The 18,859-nt window shown below is 50.3% G+C and carries 18 protein-coding genes and 1 riboswitch; of the genes, 8 read left to right on the forward strand and 10 right to left on the reverse strand.

From position 1 onward, the window contains the following. Positions 1-197: 197 nt before the first annotated feature. Positions 198-1,016: an XRE family transcriptional regulator gene (locus HWI92_RS08660; protein ID WP_204662786.1), complete on the reverse strand. Its 819-nt coding sequence runs from the start codon at positions 1,014-1,016 to the stop codon at positions 198-200. 129 nt (positions 1,017-1,145) lie between these two features. Between HWI92_RS08660 and HWI92_RS08665 the strand changes: the two genes are divergently transcribed. The 6 genes from HWI92_RS08665 to HWI92_RS08690 are packed head-to-tail and all read left to right on the forward strand — an operon-like array spanning position 1,146 to position 6,150. Next, complete coding sequence (locus tag HWI92_RS08665) at positions 1,146-2,024, forward strand: MerR family transcriptional regulator (RefSeq protein ID WP_204662788.1); 879 nt, start codon at positions 1,146-1,148, stop codon at positions 2,022-2,024. Continuing rightward, complete coding sequence (gene crtID, locus HWI92_RS08670; protein WP_204662790.1) at positions 2,017-3,522, forward strand: bifunctional phytoene desaturase/3,4-desaturase; 1,506 nt, start codon at positions 2,017-2,019, stop codon at positions 3,520-3,522. The genes HWI92_RS08665 and crtID overlap by 8 nt, the downstream gene beginning before the upstream one ends. A 3-nt stretch (positions 3,523-3,525) precedes the next feature. Next, positions 3,526-4,362: a phytoene/squalene synthase family protein gene (locus HWI92_RS08675; RefSeq protein ID WP_204662792.1), complete on the forward strand. Its 837-nt coding sequence runs from the start codon at positions 3,526-3,528 to the stop codon at positions 4,360-4,362. Between the two features lie 48 nt (positions 4,363-4,410). Continuing rightward, complete coding sequence (gene idi, locus HWI92_RS08680) at positions 4,411-4,929, forward strand: isopentenyl-diphosphate Delta-isomerase (protein ID WP_204662794.1); 519 nt, start codon at positions 4,411-4,413, stop codon at positions 4,927-4,929. Between the two features lie 28 nt (positions 4,930-4,957). Next, entirely contained in the window at positions 4,958-5,431 is a 474-nt protein-coding gene (locus tag HWI92_RS08685; RefSeq protein ID WP_204662796.1) for a sterol desaturase family protein, read from the forward strand. Further along, positions 5,428-6,150, forward strand: coding sequence for a lycopene cyclase domain-containing protein (locus HWI92_RS08690; protein WP_204662798.1), 723 nt, complete (start codon positions 5,428-5,430; stop codon positions 6,148-6,150). The genes HWI92_RS08685 and HWI92_RS08690 overlap by 4 nt, the downstream gene beginning before the upstream one ends. Here the strand turns inward: HWI92_RS08690 and HWI92_RS08695 are convergent. Genes HWI92_RS08695 through HWI92_RS08710 form a run of 4 tightly spaced genes read right to left on the reverse strand, consistent with a single transcriptional unit; the run spans position 6,124 to position 10,981 of the window. Beyond that, a complete protein-coding gene (locus tag HWI92_RS08695) occupies positions 6,124-7,248 on the reverse strand; it encodes an NAD(P)/FAD-dependent oxidoreductase (protein WP_204662802.1) in 1,125 nt (374 codons plus the stop codon). The genes HWI92_RS08690 and HWI92_RS08695 overlap by 27 nt on opposite strands. Further along, entirely contained in the window at positions 7,232-7,927 is a 696-nt protein-coding gene (locus HWI92_RS08700; RefSeq protein WP_204662804.1) for a methyltransferase domain-containing protein, read from the reverse strand. The genes HWI92_RS08695 and HWI92_RS08700 overlap by 17 nt, the downstream gene beginning before the upstream one ends. Beyond that, complete coding sequence (locus tag HWI92_RS08705) at positions 7,920-9,881, reverse strand: UbiA family prenyltransferase (protein ID WP_229249159.1); 1,962 nt, start codon at positions 9,879-9,881, stop codon at positions 7,920-7,922. Before HWI92_RS08705 ends, HWI92_RS08700 begins: the two co-directional genes overlap by 8 nt. After that, a complete protein-coding gene (locus HWI92_RS08710) occupies positions 9,878-10,981 on the reverse strand; it encodes a glycoside hydrolase family 26 protein (RefSeq protein WP_204662806.1) in 1,104 nt (367 codons plus the stop codon). The genes HWI92_RS08705 and HWI92_RS08710 overlap by 4 nt, the downstream gene beginning before the upstream one ends. A gap of 190 nt (positions 10,982-11,171) precedes the next feature. Between HWI92_RS08710 and HWI92_RS08715 the strand changes: the two genes are divergently transcribed. Both HWI92_RS08715 and HWI92_RS08720 read left to right on the forward strand, forming a co-directional pair. After that, on the forward strand, positions 11,172-11,651 hold the full coding sequence (locus tag HWI92_RS08715; RefSeq protein WP_229249161.1) for an Lrp/AsnC family transcriptional regulator: 480 nt from the start codon (positions 11,172-11,174) through the stop codon (positions 11,649-11,651). A 2-nt stretch (positions 11,652-11,653) separates the two neighbouring features. Then, positions 11,654-12,604, forward strand: a complete 951-nt coding sequence (locus HWI92_RS08720; RefSeq protein WP_229249163.1) for an EamA family transporter — start codon at positions 11,654-11,656, stop codon at positions 12,602-12,604. 41 nt (positions 12,605-12,645) lie between these two features. Here the strand turns inward: HWI92_RS08720 and HWI92_RS08725 are convergent, their stop codons facing one another. From HWI92_RS08725 to HWI92_RS08745, 5 genes are all read right to left on the reverse strand, one after another. Continuing rightward, a complete protein-coding gene (locus HWI92_RS08725) occupies positions 12,646-12,888 on the reverse strand; it encodes a hypothetical protein (protein WP_204662808.1) in 243 nt (80 codons plus the stop codon). A 94-nt stretch (positions 12,889-12,982) separates the two neighbouring features. Beyond that, a riboswitch (SAM riboswitch) is annotated at positions 12,983-13,077 on the reverse strand. A gap of 305 nt (positions 13,078-13,382) precedes the next feature. Beyond that, positions 13,383-14,810, reverse strand: a complete 1,428-nt coding sequence (locus HWI92_RS08730) for a sulfatase (protein ID WP_229249165.1) — start codon at positions 14,808-14,810, stop codon at positions 13,383-13,385. Positions 14,811-14,873: 63 nt separating this feature from the next. Beyond that, positions 14,874-16,481 carry an arylsulfatase gene (locus tag HWI92_RS08735; RefSeq protein ID WP_204662810.1) on the reverse strand — a complete coding sequence of 536 codons (1,608 nt, stop codon included), beginning with the start codon at positions 16,479-16,481 and terminating at the stop codon, positions 14,874-14,876. A gap of 232 nt (positions 16,482-16,713) precedes the next feature. Then, positions 16,714-17,637, reverse strand: a complete 924-nt coding sequence (locus tag HWI92_RS08740; protein ID WP_204662813.1) for a hypothetical protein — start codon at positions 17,635-17,637, stop codon at positions 16,714-16,716. Between the two features lie 299 nt (positions 17,638-17,936). Continuing rightward, entirely contained in the window at positions 17,937-18,842 is a 906-nt protein-coding gene (locus HWI92_RS08745; protein ID WP_204662815.1) for a ThuA domain-containing protein, read from the reverse strand. Positions 18,843-18,859: the final 17 nt, after the last annotated feature.

An 18,859-nucleotide genomic window follows, 5' to 3' on the forward strand; every position in this document is an offset into this window, starting at 1 on the left:
TAGAACTGAGTGGTATTATCTAAGTATATATTCTACAAATGGACTTATTCAGAAGCATTTGCACAACCTTTTGCTGGTTTAATCCCGCCTTTTATCACCTTCCGGACTTATTCACGGCGCAATCCTGAATATAATTTTTCCGGGGCGACAACCGGGAAAACTGGGGTGAATACCGGAGAATGCCGGGAGACCTACAACTATTTTGAAGTTTGCTGACCTTTTATTTCGGTGATTTCGGTTTTCATTTCCTGCAGCATCTTCATCAGCTGCTGCATATCCGTTTGCGGATCGGGGAGTGCTTTACTGTGAAAGCTGTAATATTCCCACAGCTCAATCACCTCCGTAATAGGTACTGTGTAGGCAAAGTACTGCTTGTTGAAGGACTGCAGGAGCAAAGTACCATCCTTATTGATCGTCACCTGCTTGAAAACAAAATCCTGCTCCCCTTTCAGGATTACAATGCAGGGAGTACCGGCTTTCAGCTTGGTCCAGTCCTGTACATAGCGGGTAATGATGTCGGCACCCTCGGGCACGGGCAGCATGGAATCACCTACCGTGGGGAACATCCGGAAAGTACCATTCTTGGGCACCGTAGGAAAGTTGAAGCGCGGGAGCTTGGCCAGAAAGTCAGGATCCGCATAGCCCGACCGGTAACCTGCCTTGGCCTGCACCGGCACGTACTCGATATTCTCCACATCGTCCCTGTCGACCGTAATGGCTAGAACGCGGATCTGACTGCCTTTCATAAACAGCTCACTCCCCTGTTCCAGGTCTTTGATCTTTTGTTCGGAAAGCCGGGTCAGGTCAATCTTAAGCAGACTATCAATGCTCATCCGGAAATACTCAGAGAAATTGATCATATCATCGATCGTCGGATTGGCTGTGCGGCCACTCTCGTGCGCATTCAGCTTCACCCGGCTGATACCCAGTTTTTCGGCCAAAGCCTCCTGGCTCAGCCGCTGTCGTATACGTAAATACTTAATGTTAACCGACCAATAGATTTCCTGAGTTGACATGGGAGTATGATATTTTTAAAATCAATCTTGCGATACTTTCAATATCAAAATTACAGGCCGGTTTCAATTTTCCTAGCATTTTCTTGAAAAATAATTTTGTTTAACTATTTTTGAAAAAACCTAAACAAAATGTCATCGTACTCCATCCGTGACCTCGAACGCATCAGCAACCAGAAAGCCCACACCATCCGGATCTGGGAGCAGCGCTATGGCTTGCTGGAACCCGACCGGACAGACACCAACATCCGTAACTACAATGATGATCAGCTTAAAAAGCTGCTGAATGTATGCAGCCTCCTGAAACGCGGCATGAAGATTTCGCACATCAGCAAGCTCAGCAAGGAGGAAATGGCGTGTGAAATTGAGAAGATGATCCATGAGGAAGCACCTGCTGCGGAGCAGTTCAGGCTGCTCACGGACGAGGCGCTGATTGCCGTGAGCACCTATGATACGGCCAAGTTTGAAGACGTGTTTTCAGATGCTGCGGAGCGTTTTGGGATCAGGGCCACGTACGAGGGACTTTTATACCCGCTCCTGGTGCGAGCGGGGCTTATGTGGGTCAAAGATGATATACTTCCCGCTCAGGAACATTTTTTGTCTAACTTAATACGGCAAAAGCTTTTCAGCGCCATTGACCAGCTTCCAGCGGCACAAGGCACCCAAACGTGGGTATTGTTCCTGCACGAAGAAGAAGATCATGAGATCGGGCTCCTGTTTGCATGCTACCTGATCCGCGAGCGGGGCCACAAGGCAGTATATCTTGGAGCAAGAGTACCTTTTGAAAACCTTGCCCATGTAGTAAGTCAGGTTAAACCTACGCACTTGTATTCATTCATTGTCCGGAACCATCAGATGGGTACCATCCCATCCTGGCTCGACAAACTTTCTACGGATTTCCCGGGAGTAGAAGTATGTATTTCGGGAAGTCTGGCTGAGGACCGGGCTGATAATATTCATCATATTAAAGATATCGGTACCCTCGCCGGCATCATCGACCTGCATGCGTAACAACAGTTTTCATATACTCAAAAAGCCGGCGGAAGTTGCTGTGATCGGCGCCGGCTTTGCGGGTATGACCGCCGCGGCCGTCATGGCAAAGAGCGGTGCCAAAGTGACCGTCTTTGAAAAGAATGAGGGCATCGGGGGACGTGCGCGCATTTTCGGAGCAGAAGGCTTCACTTTTGATATGGGCCCGAGCTGGTACTGGATGCCCGACGTGTATGAGCGGTTTTTCAACCTTTTCGGTGAGGATGTATCCGATTATTACGAGCTCAAAAAACTGGATCCGGGCTTTGCCGTCATATTCGGCAAGAACGAGGTATGGGATATTCCTGCTGATTTTGAACAAACCTGCGACTTGTTTGAGCAGACTGAGCCGGGCGCAGGCGACAAGCTCCGGAAGTTTATTGCCGAGGGTGAGCTGAAGTACCGCGTAGGTATGGGCGATCTGGTATACAAGCCCGGACACTCGATGATGGAGTTCATGAGCCTGGGACTACTCCGCGATGCGCTGAAAATCCAGCTTTTTACCTCATTCAGCCAGCATGCACGCAAGTATTTTAAAGATCCCCGCCTGCTGTCGATCATTGAATTCCCGGTACTTTTTCTCGGAGCCATGCCTAAGGATACGCCTGCATTGTATAGCCTGATGAACTTTTCAGGACTGAAACAAGGCACTTTTTACCCGATGGGCGGGTTCGGGCGGGTCGCATCTGCCTTCCAGAAACTGGCCGAGCAGTCGGGGGTTGAGTTTCGTACCATGGAGCAGATCAGTAAGCTTGAAACGCAATCGGGCCATGTAACCGGGCTGATTTCCAATGACCGGCACATTGCCACGGACGCTGTCGTAGGCAGTGCGGACTACCATCATATCGAACAAAAACTGCTTGATCCCGAAAACAGATCCTATGATGAGCAGTATTGGGAAACACGCACTTTTGCGCCTTCCTGTATGCTGTTTTATTTAGGGGTAAATAAAAAAATAGAAAAGCTCAGACACCACAACCTGTTTTTTGACGAAGATTTTGAAGGCCATGCTATCGACATTTACAAGCATAAGAAGTGGCCCGAAAAACCCCTCTTTTACGTATGTTGCCCCTCACGTACAGACCCCTCCGTAGCACCTGACGGCCAGGAAAATCTGTTTGTGCTGATGCCGATCGCCATCGGTCTGGACGATGTGGAAGCGACCCGCGAAAGCTATTACCATATGCTGATGGGCAGACTTGAAGCGTTTGCAGGAGAAGATGTCCGCGGTCACGTGGTATTCCGGCAAAGCTACTGCACCTCCGATTTTATCAAAGATTACAATGCCTACAAAGGCAATGCCTACGGGCTTGCCAATACCCTTCTGCAAACCGCCATTTTCAAGCCGAAGCTCAGGAGCAAAAAGCTGGACAACCTGTTTTATGCAGGGCAGCTGACGGTACCCGGGCCCGGCGTGCCTCCCTCCATCATTTCAGGACAAATCGCAGCAAACGAACTACTAAAATTCCTAAACAGGTAAGCAATGAAGGCACTTTTTGACAGTTTATCAACCTCCTGCAGCAAAACCACGACACAGCTTTACAGTACCTCATTTTCGCTCGGCATCTACTTTTTAAAAAGTAAGTTTCACCACCCTATTTATGGCATTTACGGGTTTGTAAGGTTGGCAGACGAGATCGTGGACAGCTTCCACGGCTACCGGCAGCAGGAGTTAATGGAGCAGATCAGGCGGGAAACCGAGCAGGCAATTGCCAACAAAATCAGCATTAACCCCATTCTCAACAGCTACCAGCATGTGGTGCACAAGTACAAAATTGAATGGGAACTGACCGACACGTTTCTGAAAAGCATGGAGATGGACCTGCTTCACAAAGATCACACGCCTGATTCCTACAAGGAGTACATACTCGGTTCGGCGGAAGTGGTGGGACTGATGTGCCTGCGGGTATTCAGCGAAGGGAACGAAGCGCTTTATGCAGAACTGAAACCTTACGCCATGAAGCTGGGATCGGCCTTTCAGAAGGTCAACTTCCTCCGCGATCTCAAGGCCGACTACCAGACACTGGGACGCACCTACTTTCCGGGCGTTAATTTCAGCCAGTTTTCCGCCAGGGAAAAAGAGCTGATTCAGCAGGAGATTGAGGACGACTTCGAGGAGGCTCTGGTGGGGATCAGAAAATTGCCAGCGGGGTCGAGACGAGGCGTATACCTGGCTTATTACTATTATAAAAAACTTTTCCTGAGAATCAAGGAAACGCCGGCGGAAAAGGTAATGAACGCCCGCATCCGTATTCCGGACTATGACAAGTTCGGGATGATGTTCCGGTGTTTGGTAAGGCACCAGTTTGATCTTTTATAACGTTTTTTGGTTATAATGTCATCTGATGTTTTTTCAAAACCCTGCATTATGTCTGACCAGGTAGTACTAGTGAATGAAGAAGACGAGGCGATCGGGCTGATGCCCAAGCTGGAAGCCCATCAGAAAGGAGTCCTGCACCGCGCCTTCTCTGTATTTGTTTTTAATTCAAAAGGTGAAATGCTGCTGCAAAGAAGGGCTTTCGGCAAGTATCATTCGGAAGGACTCTGGTCCAATACGTGTTGCAGCCACCCGCTGGACGGCGAAACCACCTACCTCGGCGCCGTGCGCCGGCTGCGTGAGGAAATGGGCATTACTGCTGAACTGAATTTTCTTTTTACTTTTCAATACAGGGCGTCGCTGGAAAACGGACTCACGGAGCACGAGCTCGATCATGTTTTCTGGGGTGTTACAGACGACCTGCCGGAGCTGAATCCCGAGGAAGCTTCGGATTTCAGGTATCTGACGACCAGTGAGATCCGTGCTGACGTAGCTGCAAATCCCGGCGCTTACACCGAATGGTTTAAGATTTGTCTCTCAGAGGTGCTGGACAAAATCCCCCTGCCCTGAACATCAACCTGCTTTAAAATATCATTAAATGGAAACCTGGATCATTAACACAGCGATTGTACTGGCCGCATTCGTGGGTATGGAAGTTGTAGCCTGGCTGGCACACAAGTACCTGATGCATGGCGCACTTTGGTTTTTGCATCACGACCATCACCAGCGCGACGACGGTGATTTCTTTGAAAAAAACGACTACTTTTTCGTGCTTTTCGCCATTCCGGGCATCCTGGCCCTACTTTCTGGCCTGCGCGGCGGTGTCAATCCGCTTTTCTGGATAGGCCTGGGGATTACCTTGTATGGTTTTACGTACTTCCTGGTACACGACATTTTTATTCACCAGCGCTTCAAAATGTTTCGCAAGACGGAATCAGTATACCTGAAAGCCATACGCCGCGCGCACAAGATGCACCACAAGCACCTCGGCAAGCACGACGGCGAATGCTTCGGAATGTTGTGGGTGCCGCTTAAATATTTCAGGGAAGCCCGTAACAATGCCGCGCGATGAACTACCTGTATCTGCTGGTGGACCTCGGCGCCATAATTGTACCGCTTATTTTCTCGTTCCACCCAAAAATCAAACTGTATCAGCAATGGGGTGCCATATGGCCCGCCATATTCCTCACGGCAGCACCCTTCATTATCTGGGACAGCTTTTTTACGAAAATCGGCGTGTGGGGCTTCAATCCGAAGTACCTGTGCGGCATTTACCTGTTCAACCTTCCTATCGAGGAAATTCTGTTCTTCATCTGCATTCCGTATGCCTGCATGTTCACCTACTACGTTTTCAGAAACTGGAAGGGAGTTGATTATAAGATAAGATCAGAGAAACCAGTGACGGCATTGTTCCTGCTTGTTTCGCTGGCGGGCGTCGTTGTTTTCAGGGACAGATGGTACACCTTGTATGCGCTGGCAGGTTTGTTTGTATTCCTGGGCTTCCTTCACTTTGTGTATAAATGCCGCTGGCTGAGCCTTTTTTACTTCTCCCACATGTTCTTGCTGGTGCCCTTCTTTATTGTCAATGGTATCCTTACCGGAACCGGGCTCGATGAACCCGTGGTATGGTACAACAATGCAGAAAACGTGGGGGTCCGGCTTTTTACAATCCCCGTGGAGGATGTTTTCTATGGCATGTTTATGCTCCTGATGAATGCATTTATTTTCGAAATACGGCTGCCGCCTAAGACAACAGACAAAACGCTAGAACCGGTCGCCATGCGTAAGTGAGATCAGCTTGCGCGTGAGTGCGGGCGAGTTGGCCAGGAGCCGCAACGACCAGTCTGTGAGGGTACTTTTTCCAAAAAGATTTTGCAGATACATGCCCGCTGCGATGCGGCTGCTGAATGCGCCTTTCCATGCCCGCTCATACAAGGCAGCAACTTCCACGCCATTCTTCTGGTTTTTGAAAAAAACAGCCAGAGACTCGGCGAGCAGCATAGAGGCACGCATGGCCATGCTCATGCCATTGCCGCAAAGCGGTGTAATACAACCGGCCGCATCCCCCAGCCGCAACATCCCTCCCGATGCAGTACTGCGGTAGCTAAAATGCACATTGCTGATCACCATCGGTTCGGGAAAGAGGAAGTCTGAATTTTGGAAGTAGTACTTCAAACGCGGATTTTTGAATAAAACCTGCTCCTCCATCTCAGGGATATGCCTGCCATGTCGCGCCAGGTTTGCTGCGGTTGTAAGATAGCACAGGCAGTAGCGGTCGCCATCCACTTTGGAAATGCCGCAGTATCCATCCTGAAAGTTGTGCAGCTCAATGCGGTCCGCAGCCAGGTCGGTGCGGATGTGATATTTTACACCGATGTAGTTGGTACGCTCCCGGCGGGAATCCCCGACAAAGGCCGGGGTATATTTCCCGAAGCTGCCACAAACCACGCGCGAGCAGAATGTACCCGCAGACGTCTTAGTCTCGTAACCTTGTGAATCGGATCCCTCCACAGCGGATACCCTGCAATTTTCCAGTACTACTACGCCCCTGTCCTTTGCCAGCCTGCTCAGGGTATCATCCAGGGTAAAGCGGCTGATGCCGAAACCTCCGGATACCAGGGGAGCATGCAGCATAAAGCCTTTTTGAGAACTCACACCAAGCTTTGTAATCCGGGGTAAATTCATGTCCCGCAGTGGAACGCCCAGTCGTTCCAGGAAATCCCAGCTTTCCATGCTGATGTACTCCCCGCAAACCCTGTGAAAAGGATAGGATTTTTGCTCAAACAAAACAACATGCAAACCCTGCCCGGCCAGCTGTATGCTGAGACACAGTCCCGCAAGTCCGCCACCGACAATTGCGCAGTCGTACTGTTCAGAGCTCTTTTCCATACACAATTACTTCATGCCTGAATGCCCATTTGTTCTTCACGGTAAAGTTTTTTGCACCTGCTGCATGAAGGAGCTCTTTCCATTCACGCTTTTTAAAGCCGCGCAGCACTGAGAGGGGCGCATCATTTTTCACAAGGTATGATTTTGAAAAAAGCCGGGTCAGCCACTGAATGGAATAATAGGCCAGCGGGTTCCTTTCCAGGTCATTGATGACGAGCGTAGCACGGTGGTCCAGAGCAAAGCGGACCAGCTCTGCAAGCTGAGTATCAGACAAATGATGGCAGAACAGGGAGGCGTGGATAATATCAATCTTCGGCAGGTGAAGGTACAGGCTCCGGTAATCATCACAGATCAGGCTGATTTCCCGCACAGCAATGTTTTTTCGGGCGTAATCAATGCAGACAGGCTTGATGTCAATGCCATGCAGTTGAAGCTGATACCCGCTTTTTTGTTTCCAGTCGTAAATCCGTTTCAACGTATCCCCTCCCCCGCAACCAATATCGGCCAAAATGCAGGTTTGAGTTTTGTCGAGCACTTTTTTCAGGGCAGCAAATGAAATTCGGTATCCGCCGAGCCAATGGTTAATTAAGTCGAGTTCACGGACGTTCCGGTACAAGTCGCCAGCGGGGATATTTTCCTCGTCCAGGAGCTCTTTACGGTGGCTCCTTTGGTTAAACATACCGAAGGCGCATGGTTTCGATGCTCAGCCCGGGTCCGAAAGCCGCCGCAAAAATGCGCTCGGAAAGGTGTTCAGGTTTTGCCTTTTCCAGCAGATCTTTCAACACGAACAGGACGGTTGGTGACGACATGTTACCATAGTTCCTGAGCACATTGTAGGTGGGTGCCAGGGCGCATTTATCAAGGTCAAGTGCGAGCGCAAAATCATCAATAATACGCTTGCCGCCCGGGTGCACGGCCCAGTGCCGGAAATCTTCGGCCCGCACGCCTACTGCATGGAGCATGGGCCGGATATTGTCGCGGATCAGGTCCGGTACATAGGATGACAGGTTCATGATAAAACCCGTCTCCGACAATCCCCACGCCATATCTGTATATCCCTGGTGCAGCAGCATCGCGTCGAAAGCATCAATCTCGACATGGTGGGCATACCGGGTTTCGGGTTGTGAAGTCACGATTACTGCCGCAGCTCCATCCGCAAAAAGCAGGTTAGACAGCAGGTAGTCGTCATTGAATTTCTTCTGAAAATGAATGGAGCATAGTTCGGTGCACACGATCAGTACCCTTGCCTGCGGGTGGCTCCGGCAGATGGCGTCGGCATTCTTCAATGCCAAAATTGCCGCATTACAGCCCATGAAGTTGATACTGCTCCGCTGGATGGTGGGGTTCAGGCCGAGCTCCCGCACAAGCTCGATATCCAGTCCCGGCGCAAACAAGCCTGTGCAGGTAACCGTGATCAGGTGCGTCACCGTGTTTTTCCGGCCTTCAAATCCCTCAATTTTGCCGACAGCATCCATCGACAACCGCGTAGCGTGCCGTCGGTAATATTCCATCCGCTGACTTAATGTAGGTTCGGGAAGCAGGTCGGTGCTGTTGCTGAAAAATTCAAAATCACCTGCACGTTTTCCAAAATCACCAATTACCGAGTAGCGATTTTCTATGCCTGTCTTGCCGGCCACAATCCTGATTTTTCTTTTTTCCAGCGGATCGCTGGTGGCGGCAGAGTAAAAGGCAGCAAGCTCCTCCTGCGAAATACAATGGGCGGGCACTGCCGTTTCAATGACTGATATATAACTCAAAGGATTGCGGGTGATAAAAATTAAAACTAAAAAACAACCATTCATACAAACCGCGGCAATCCAGTTCATGCGCATGGTATTCCTGAAATTGGCGTGAGCATTGTCCTTCCAAACCAGGTAAAACCAGTAGCCGAAATAAGCTACAATCGGAAAAAAGAATACCTGTATGATATAAAAAATCATTCCAAGTTCCCGCGCACGGAAATACATGAAATAAAACAAGTTACATAACACAAACATGATCGCCGTGAACACGAAAGTACCTGTATAACCAAGCTTGTAACTGATCGTCACCACGCCGTCACGCAGGTCTTGCCGGTGCTGGTACACCTGGGTGAGCGGGTAAGCGCCGGCGATCTGAAACGAGCACGCAGCCAGGATCATCATGTTTTCGCGGGTAAGCGGGAGCGCACTGCCCGACACACCCGCAACAGACAGGTAGTAGGTAAATGCACCCTGAAAAAACACCACGACCAGAAAACCCGCTACCGGATACTTTTTCAGCCTGATCTGCCTCGAACTGTATGCGCGCGAAGCAGCAATGTACAGCACAATGCAGCCGGCGAATACCACATTTACGAAAATAAGCGCCAGAAAGGTTGCGGCCAGGTCAAGAAAAATCGTGAGGTAAAAAAGCCAGACTGTCGGCTGAGGCGGTCGTTCCAGCCCGCCAATGCTCTCTTCATCCCGGTCTACGTAGCTGTTGTAACCGTTGCTCGACGGATATACCAGCAGGTGAATGATCAGGAAAGCGGCCAGTGCCTGCCTGTGCACCACAATTTCGGCCTGACTGTATGCAAGCAGAAATAGAGGGAGCAGGAAAAATGAGAAAGGGATCCTCAACAACCTTACGGTATCCCGTACCGGCAGGCTCATCGGTATAATCCTTTCAGGTCGTTCTCAAACAAAGTATACGGATCATTGTAAAACTTTACAAAATCGGGCGCACTGACCTGATCGGGAAAGGGTGCGTAGTAGTGGGTAGGACTTTTGGTGTCATTCCGCCAGACGAGCACGTAACAAAGATCCAGCTTTTCAGCTTTGAGCGTTTTCAGGAGCGTTTCGGTCCACCAGATGGGATTGGGAATACTTTCGAGACCTGTTTCCGTAAATGCGGCCAGCTTGCCGGCTTTCCGTGCATAGCCGGATACTATTTTCAGTTTTTTCAACCCTGCATCCAGATCATACTTTCCGTCCCGCCCGAAGTCGCCGTAATTGTCCATTCCCACCATATCAACCCACTCGTCACCCGGATACCGTTCCAGGAAATCAGCTTCCGAACGAAACTTGTTGTCGGGAGAAAACGCGTAAATGAAGTTATGTACATCCAGACTGTCGCGCAGGTATGAAACCGTAAACCGCCAGACGGAAATAAAATCTTCTCGCGATGTGTGTCCCTTGCCCCACCAGAACCAGTCGCCGTCAAACTCATGATAAGGCCTGAAAATCATGGGAGCGAGTGTCCCGTCTTTGGCCCTGACCGACTTTGCAAAGTCGCCTACCGTTTTCAGGATCTGCTTATACTGCGTATGGTGCGACCCACCGGGTTTGATGAGGGCCATGGATGCACTGGAAACCGAATCTTTCCAGTAAAATCCGCCGCCCGAGGCAGGATTGGAAAAGTGCCAGGCAACTGTGGTCAGCCCGCCACGCTCATAAGTATCCACTACATTATTACGCAGTCCCTCCGCGTAGGCAGGAATGGCATCCGCCGGCCTGCCCGACAGTCCGCTGAAATCAACCCCGATCACCGCCGGGTGCGACCCTGTAACCGATTTTACATCCGAGCGGTCGTGCTCGCCCGACCAGCCGTGCCCATATTCGGTAGCATGCTGGTGGCCAAACAGTACGCCTGTACGTGCGAGCGCACCCAGGTTCCTGTACAGGTTCCGGGTCTGAAGGGTGGCTTTTTTGTCGATTTGTCCCAGGACATTACCCGAAAGGATCAGCAGGAGCAGCAGTAAATGATTTTTCATCGGATCAGAAAAACGTTGACAAACTGAGTTGTTCCCAAATAAATGAAGTTATGGGCGTTTTTTTCTATAAACAGAAAAAGAAAACCTCAGAGAGATCGCCCGGCGCCTGAGCAAAATCAAATGAATGAATAAAATTCAGAGATTTACTTAACGGACTGCATATTATTCGGGATATCGCTTACTTTGCAGAATGATAAGCGGAACTGATATTTTTCTGGATAAAACAGACCTGGCAATCCTGAGACTCATGCAGGCGAATGCACGCATTACTAATGCCGACCTCGCCCGTGAGCTTGATATGGCACCGTCGGCTGTGCTGGAACGTGTCAAAAAGCTGGAACAGCGCGATGTAATCCTGCAATATACGGCCCGCCTCAACCCCGCAGCGGTCAACCAGAAACTGCTCGCATTCATTTCTATCAAATCGTCGGAGGGAATGGGGAGCAACCACACTGCCCTGGAACTTGCCAAAGTGCCTGAGGTACAGGAAGTGCATCATATTGCAGGGGAAGACTGCTACCTTGTAAAAGTACGCACTGCCGACTCTGCCTCACTGATGGCATTGATGCGGATGACACTTTCCCGTATCCCCAATATCATATCTACCCGTACCACGATCGTGCTGGAAACCGTGAAAGAAGAACAACAATTAGTCATACCGGAAAAATAAAGATGATGCAGACACCAGGCAAAGCTCCTTCGTCCCTGTTAGTTGTGCTGGCATTTGCCACCGTTTACATTGTTTGGGGATCCACCTACTTTTTCATTCAGCGTGCGCTTGCCGGCATGCCGCCCTTTTTCCTTGGCAGTTTCCGGTTTATGGTAGCCGGAATGATCATGATGACGTGGAGCCTGCTGCAAAAGGAAAAACTGTTTGACTGGGCTGCAATGAAGCCTGCAATCATCACGGGTTTGCTTTTACTATTTGTGGGGAATGGGGTTGTGATCTGGGTCGAACAGTTCCTGCCAAGTGCAATGGTGGCAATTATGGTTTCGTCCGCTCCGATCTGGTTTGTAGTGCTCGACAAGCCGAAATGGTCTGAGAACCTGAACAATAAAACCTCCATCTTCGGGCTGCTGATCGGGTTTGCGGGTGTGATCCTGCTTTTCAGTGAAAAGATCATGATCTCCATGTCTTCGCTCAACAGTTCCCGCGACCTGTTTGCATTGGGGCTGGTGGTACTTGGCTCAATGTCCTGGGCGGGCGGTTCGCTGTATTCCAAATACAATGCGGTGTCGCCCTCGGCAACCGTAAATTCTACCTGGCAGATGCTGACTGCCGGGATCGCATTTATGCCCGGTGTCATTTTTTCCGGAGAGCTGAGTAGCCTGGACCTAGGGAAAATTCCTGCCGATGTATGGCTTGCGACTGCCTACCTGGTCACATTCGGATCCATTGCAGGATTAAGTGCCTACGTGTGGCTGCTCAAAGTACAGCCTGCTACCAAAGTGAGTACCTATGCGTATGTAAACCCGGTTGTAGCGGTAATGCTGGGTATTTTCTTTGCAAAAGAATCCATATCACGGATCCAGATCATCGGACTGATGATCATTCTTGGAAGCGTGCTCCTTATTAATCTACACAAATACAGAAAGCCCAAAACACTTACACCCGTGGTGTAGATCGTGCATGCCCGGCACCCGAAGCGCCGGGCTGCGCCTGCTTAGTACCTGGTTACTTTTTCAACCCGGGAAATATCCTGGTTGCGTTTGATAAGCCTGACAATCTGATCGAAGTCGAGGATGTTAGCCACCTCCACGGATATCGTACCGACAAAGTCTCGGCCTTTGCTGATGAGGTTGAGGTGCTGGATTTTGGCACCGTTTACAGACTCTACTGTGGTGGTAATGTTGTAAAGGCTCAAACCATTTCTGTAAATGACCCTGAGCAAAAAAATGTCCTTCATACGCGTTGTTTGTTAATGGCTAAAAATAAAACAGCTACTCCCTTGCGGGTCACATCATGCGCACTCCTTGGTTACTCCGGTGGTTGGATGTTGAGATTTATCCATAGAATTAGGTTGGGGCACCTTATCAGGTTTACAGGTTGCCAGAAGATCGTAGAGCCTAACCTCTCCCTTCGTTCTTGATAAATCTAGTAATTCGATAGACAAAGATGATATATTGAACTGAAATTTACAAGTTTGCGTAAAAAAAAATTGAAGTGTCTGGAAGATAGCCGAGAAAAATCCCCAGGAGCGTAAGTACAGCCTGATTATGAGCGGGAACAATGAATATGCCCCTTACGGGTTGCATGAACGCAATGCATTCTCCCATAAGCAGCTGCACACCGGCATGCACCCTGGTTACAGGTGCAATACCGGTGTGCATTCCTCAATTCCAGCCAGTCATGGCAGCAAAGGTGCCATCGTTTTTCATCCGGCTGAACCGGCCAAACCAATCACTGTGCGGTGAGGGGATACCCTTTTTTCAGCAGGCCAGCCAGTTCTTTGAGCGTAGCTGTGTACTTGTCACTTTTGTACAGATTGGTAAATTCGTCGGGGTCGCTGCCGTGATCGTATAGTTCGATGCCGGCGCGGCCTTCATCCCACTCGGTGTAGCGATAGTGCTCCGTACGCACGCTGCGACCGAAAATATTGCCGCGCCGCACCTGCGTGTAGGCAGGCTTGTCCCAGGCTGCAGCCGGGTTTTTCAGTAATGGGGTAAGGCTGTAACCCTGCAGTTTTTGTCCCGGATCAAGCCCGCAAAGCTCTGAGAGTGTGGGGTAAATGTCAAGCAACTCCACGGTCCGCGACGAAGATTTTCCCCTGGTACCACCCGGTACTGAGAAGATCAGCGGAACCCGGGCCGAATTTTCAAAAAGGCTCTGCTTCATCCACTGTCCGTGCTGGCCTACGTTGTAGCCGTGGTCACTCCAGAGGACAATAATTGTCTTGTCTGTCAGTTTGAGCCTGTCGAGCTCGTCGAGCACCCGCCCTACCTGCGCGTCCATAAAGGTGATCGTGGCATAATATGCGTGCAGCGCCTCTTTCCGCTGGTCAACCGATAATCCCCAATTCGCAGGCTTGGTAAAAAGCGCAGCTTCGGGAATGTCGTCCAGGTCGCCCTCCTTTTCAGGTGCAAGCGGCACTTTGCTTTCTTCGTACATATCAAAATACTTTTTGGGCGCTACATACGGCGAGTGCGGCCGGTAAAATCCCACTGCCAGGAAAAACGGTTCATCCTTCTTTTCATTCAGGATCCGGATGGCTTCGCTGGCCACCTTTCCGTCGGTTTGCTCCTCATCCGTACCTTCGGTAGCCCGCCATGCCAGCGCACTGCCCAGCCCGCGATCGGGTGTCAGGTTTTTAATCAATGCTTCTTCATCCTTGTCGCGGCCGCGCGGATTTACACGGCGGTGCCACGAAAGGGTATCATCCAGCCCATCCGTACCGATCTGTCCCGGAACACCATAGTGGTATATTTTACCAACCCTTGCACTGTAATAATTGTTGTTCTTAAACAATTGCGGCAGCGTCACAATGTCGGGCAGGTTCTGCCGGAAGTGGGTCTGCAGTTCGTAAATGCGCGTAACATCCGGCCGTTGGCCCGTAAGCAGGGAAGAGCGGCTCGGACTGCAAAGCGGAAACTGCGTATAAGCCTTGTCGAACCTGACCCCGCGTCTGGCCAGCCGGTCTATATTGGGCGACTTGACGAATGTATTACCGTAACATCCCAGGTCGTTGTTTAGATCGTCCACGGCAATAAACAACACATTGTACTGCTGCTTTGCCTTTTTAGGACCGTCTCCGGCGTAGCTTTCAGGAGCCGGGCATTGCGCCAGCAAAAGGGCCAGTGCCCCGGCAAGGGCGTATTTTCTCTTCATCATTACAGTTGATTAACCATTGTTCCTTTTCATAAAACAACTAACCTGATCGTGCCTGGAAGGTTTTCATTTTCCGGCTTTGGCCTTTTCATAGTCGTAAAACCACTTGAACGTTTTATCATAATCCTCTGCTCCTACCCGCTTGTACCACGACTCGTACTGCTCCACCATTTTTTTTGCTATTGCAGGTTGTTTGTCAAACTGGTCATTGAGCTCGGTGCGGTCTTTTTCAATGTCATAAAGCTGCCATTTTTCGGTTTTCTCGGCTACCAGCTTCCATTTGCCATCCAGGATCGCGCGGTTGTTTTCGTGCTCCCAGAAAATGGGAGCTTTGCGGGTGATCGGCTTACCGGTGAATGCAGGTTTCAGGCTCGCGCCTTCGAGCGGCTGAATGTTGTTTCCGTCGAAAGTTTCCGGGTATTTTGCACCGCCCAGGTCTACCAGCGTAGCCATGATATCAACAATATGCGCAGGCTCTTTTTCGAACTTTCCATTCCGTGCCGCAGGAATTCCGTTGGGCCATAAAACGATGCCCGGAGAGGAAATACCGCCCTCGTGCGTGTGGTGCTTGTAAGCCCAGAAAGGCGTGCAGGCGGCCTCAGCCCATCCCTGTCCCAGAAACACATTTGATTTTGCATCGCCCGGTTTGTCGCCGTCGTACTTTCCCTCAATCCCGGGCTCGGCATTGCCGCCATTGTCCGATACAAACAGGATGACCGTGTCGTCAAACACACCCCTTTTTTTGAGACCGGCAACCAGGTCACCTATGCTTTTATCCAGGCGATAGATGACTGCTGCATAAATAGCCATCATATCATCATACTGCTTTTTCTCAGCATCGCTCAGACTTTCCCACCGGGGAATATTCGGGTTTCTGGGCGGAAGTTTCCAGGATGGATCAATCAAACCCAGTTTCAGCTGCTTCTGGTAGCGCTCCTGCCGCAGTTGCTCGTAACCTTTCAGGTATTTGCCCCTGAATCTTGCAATATCTTCCTCCGGTGCCTGCAATGGAAAATGGGGTGCATTGTGGGCCAGATAGAGCATAAACGGCTTTTTCTCGGTCACTGCCTCGTCAATGAAACGCAGCCCGAAATCTGTCCAGAGATCCGTCGTGTACCAGTCTTTTGGCACCTTATCGTAGTTGGTCGTCACTTCCTCACCATTCAGAAAAAGCTTGGCATTCTGACCTTCGGCATAGTAAAAACCACCAGCAGGTGCATTCAGCGAGCGTTTGAAGCCGCGGTTCCACGGGTACACGCCATGTTGGTGACCAACGTGCCACTTGCCCGTCATCGCTGTAAAGTATCCGGCACCATTCATCACTTCCGCAATTGTCACCACATGGTGGTTCAATTGTCCGCGGTAGCTTGGGTGGTCGGCACCTTTATCGTCCATCATGTGCCCGATCCCGGCCTGGTGGGCATATACACCCGTGAGCAGGGTCGCCCGGGTGGGGCAGCACCGGGCGGTATTGTAGAAGTTTGTAAAACGTACTCCGCCTTTGGCCAGCGCGTCCAGATTGGGAGTTGGTATTTCGCTCCCATAACAACCGAGATCTGCATAGCCGAGGTCGTCGGCAAGGATCACAATGATATTGGGTTTCTTCTGGGCCAGCGCCGGGGTGAGTGCCGGCAGGAAGAGGAAGAATGCAAGTCTGAGGTAATTTGTAATCATTTTTTGTCGGATTTAGTCTCGTCACTTGGTTAGTGTAGCTTGGGGACAGCCTGGTACCGGCAGGTTCGTCCGCAATGGTGCGTGCGGATGCATGGGGGTTTTGTTTTTGCAGGCTGCAAAGGCTTTTTAACGTGGTATCTGCAGATAACAGACTTGCAATAACCCGCGTGGAATGGCATGGCGGAAGTTACCGCCATGACATATACGCCAGGAAATAATCAGGATTTGCGTCTTATTTAACCGCAGCAAACTTTTCAAGCTTTTGCTTTTCGTCTGCGAGGCGTTTGGGCTCACCTTTCAGGTAGCCAAACTGGTGAAGGTCCTTATCGGCATGGTCTGCCACCCAAAGCAGAAACTTCTTAGCCTCAGGATTGGAGTTTTGTTTTGCAATAGAAAAATGAAGGTACTCGACCGGCACGTTCCTGATCTTGTCAGCTTCTACTGCGGCAATTACCTGATCCAGGTTATCCAGTGCTTTTTCTTCTTTCGATACCCGGCCGTTTCCATCCAGGTCAACCGGTATAATGGTCAGCCCCTCCACCGGCCGGCGGGTTTGCAGGTCGTAAGCCAGGCCGGGTGTGGTATAGCTTACGCCGGTTTCATCTTTTAAAAGTGCCTTAATCAGGTGCTCATCGGCTCCTGCAATGGTTTTTCCTTTGATGTTCTGCTGCACATACCCGAAGTAGCGTGCAAACGTCAGCGGGGCACCGGCCTTTTGCAAACGCGTATAGATCGTGTAGTTGGATGGCAGTGTTTTATCTTTCTCAGCATAAATGTCGTGAAAGTAAATTTGCTTGTAAGTCTTCTCATTCAGCCCTTTATCCGCATATTCCTTGGCAAACTCCGACTTGGCATTGGCGATCGGCAGCAGGGCGTACCTGCCCACGGAGATGTACTCGCGGGTTTCCCTGACTTCCTTTTCCTGCTCATAGGCTTCAATCAGCAGGTCGTATTTTGCAGGGTCGGTGATGGTTCGCGTTTCAATGCGCAGGTTGGCCTGCGGATTTTCAGCCTTATAATCCCTGATCCACTTTTCAACCAGCGGATAGGCGAAGCGAACGCCGGTGATCACTACTTCATTGGGTGATTCCTGGGCAAATGTCTGGTTAAAAACAAGCAGCGCCGCAGCCGCAAGTATTGCTTTTACACTTTTCATGATGTTGTTTTAGCTATGAATGATAAGGCCGGAGTGAGGCCGGTTAGAGGTAATAAATTCAGGCAGGACTTCCGTCAGAAACAACAACTGGCCGGACTCAGGGATGAAAAAGAAGCGACCACCATAGTTGCACCAATGCAGTTCGAAGAATAAGTATTCATCGTTATCATTATTAAAACGGTTATGAAAATGATTATTTCTGCTGGTGGTTAACAGATATAATCTACTAGTTTGATAGACAAAGTAAGTTTAAAGAAATTGGAATTGCAACCCGGAACAGCAAAAAATACCCAATGCTTTTACCTCAGCTGCTTGGTCAATGCATTCAATTCATCTTCTGTGGGCGTTGCGGAAGGAATGCCGGCGGGCGGAACATCCATACCGGCTGTCCAGACGATGGCATTCAATACGAGCCGGCGATAGTTATCGTTCCCCCAGTTTTTATGAAAATGCCCGCCTGTAAACCCAAATCCCCTTCCCCGCCCCGGCCGGTCAAATGCCCATGCCAGTGTTTGCGGTTTTTTATCTTCGAGGACATCCTTTCTCACCCCTGCATTGTTGGAATGTGTCCCGTCCGGGCGGTTCAATGTTTCGGCTGGCGGCACGGCAGCCAGCACCGGGGTTATGCCACTTTTAGAAGTAGGAAAACGAAGATGATAGTACCATTCATCCTGTATGGAAAATGGCTGAACACCCCGGGTAACCGGATGATCGGGCAAGGTTTTGAACTCCGCCACCCAGCTGGGGTTCACCGACCAGTTGATCTCAAAGTACCCGCCGATCCACGATAACATATGGTTGCCCTGCGTACCTTCGGGCACCTCCAGTGCAAAATGCAGCACAGCCAGACCTACGCCTTTTTTCACCAGTTTATCTATATGCGCGGCATGCTTCATCAACAGCTGATCTCCTCCACCGTCTGCATAAATGACAATGGCGTCAGCCTTGTCCAGCACCGTGGTGTCCTGCGGCCAGGCATTGCGTAACACCGCCGCATGGATGCCGTGACCGTACGCATTGAGGGCAGCTGCCAGCAGTGTACAACCTCCGTTATGCTCATGCTCGCCTTTTCCATGACTATCAGGACCGGCAATGAATACGATCTGGCGGGTCTTCGCTTCTTCCTGCTTTTTACCAGGTTCCTGTGCGAGGGTTTGATATGCCAGCAGCAGGCATGCGATACTGACTTTCAGCGTCTTGTTCATATTCATTTCGGTTTACA

It is taken from the genome of Dyadobacter sandarakinus (genome assembly GCF_016894445.1).
In the GTDB taxonomy this organism is placed as follows: Bacteria; Bacteroidota; Bacteroidia; order Cytophagales; family Spirosomataceae; genus Dyadobacter; species Dyadobacter sandarakinus.